Annotated in this window: 2 protein-coding genes; both read right to left on the bottom strand. The window is 40.2% G+C overall.

From position 1 onward, the window contains the following. A partial coding sequence (locus B7Y67_RS16885; protein WP_293599622.1) for an ATP-binding protein occupies positions 1 to 738 on the bottom strand: 738 nt, incomplete at its 3' end. A gap of 11 nt (positions 739 to 749) precedes the next feature. Continuing rightward, positions 750 to 1,832: DNA polymerase III subunit beta (dnaN, locus tag B7Y67_RS16890; protein WP_293599623.1), on the bottom strand; the 1,083-nt coding region annotated here is incomplete at its 5' end.

Here is a 1,832-nt window from a genome sequence, read left to right on the forward strand (position 1 = left end):
AAAACCTTTAACACCACCTGAAAAAGCAAAATCCTCTTCTTGACCAGAGCGCTGATCAATTAACTTAATGTGAACTCCATTGTTCAAAAATGAGAGTTCGCGAATGCGCTTAACAAGAATTTCATAATGGAATTCAATGCTTCCAAAAATTTCTTCGTCAGCTAAGAAATGTACTTCAGTGCCAGATAAGCTTGTGTCACCAATAACAGTAATCGGTGAAACCGCAACACCATTTTCTTCTTGAATATTGCGGTTCTGAATCACACCGCGCGCAAATTCCATGTAGTGCGCTTTACCGTCGCGACGAATAGTAAGTTTTAACCACTTAGAGAGTGCGTTTACACAACTAACACCCACACCATGTAAACCACCAGAAACTTTATAGCTGTTTTGATCAAACTTACCACCAGCATGCAGCTCAGTCATCACAATCTCAGCCGCACTTCTTTTTGGCTCATGCTTATCGTCGTATTTAATACCCGTAGGAACGCCACGCCCGTTATCAACTATAGAAATAGAATTATCGGTTTGTATAACGACGGTAATTTCAGAGCAATATCCTGCTAGAGCCTCATCAATAGAGTTGTCTAAAACCTCAAAAACTAGGTGGTGCAGGCCTGTTCCATCGGAGGTATCCCCGATATACATACCTGGACGTTTACGAACAGCCTCGAGACCTTCTAAGATTTGAATCGATGATGCACCATACTGCTCTACTACTTTTTTTTCTTCAATCATTTTTTTCTAAATTAAATACGCATTGGCATCACAACATACTTGAAGTCTTCCGAACCGGGTAACGTAATCACAGCACTACTGTTGGCATCACCCAAACTAATTTGAATTTTTTCATTCTTTAGGTTTGATAAAACATCTAATAAGTAACTTACATTGAACCCAATCTCAACAGCGTCACCACTGTATTCAGTTTCAATCTCTTCTTGAGCTTCTTCTTGCTCAGCATTAGTGGATTGAACAGTAATTCGATTTGGTGACAAAGAAAAGCGTACGCCCTTAAATTTATCTGTTGTCAGAATTGCTGCGCGTTGTAAAGCTGATTGCAAAACATCACGTCCAACCACTAAGGAGTTTTTATGCCCCTTAGGAATCACGCGCTGAAAGTCAGGAAATTTCCCCTCGACCAACTTAGAAATCAACTCGATATCACCAAACGTAAACTTCACTTGATTTGATGTGAGACTCATCTCCAATGGTTCATCTGAGTCCTCAAGTAGGTGTTGGCACTCCAGAATGGTTTTACGAGGAATAATGATTTCCTGTCTCTGACCAGACCCCACTGGAGCATCAGTTAATTCAACTTGAGAATAAGCCAAGCGATGACCATCGGTTGCAACCGCAATTACCTGCTTACTCTCAACAACCAACAACATACCATTAAGGTAATAACGAATATCTTGTTGTGCCATTGCAAAATGAACTTGACTAACTAATTGACGAAAACTTTTTTGAGTCATCTTCCAGCTAGCGGTTACCTCACCAACGCTTTGCATAACAGGAAATTCGGTTGCTGAAAGAGTTTGCAAAGAGAAGCGGCTTTTACCGCTCTGAACAACCATCTTGTTATCTTTGAGATTTAAAGCAACAGGCCCTTCTGGTAGAGCGCGCAAAATATCCAATAGCTTTCTTGCGGCCACAGTTGTAGTGACGTCTTCAACACCAACACCAAAACTAGCGTTAGTTGTAATTTGAATTTCTATATCCGTTGAAACAAAAGATACTTTGTCACCTTGTTTTTTAAATAATAGGTTTGCCAAGATTGGCAAAGTATGTCGCCGTTCAACAATGCCACTAACAACTTGAAGTGGTTTTAA

Source organism: Polynucleobacter sp. 35-46-11 (assembly GCF_002281105.1).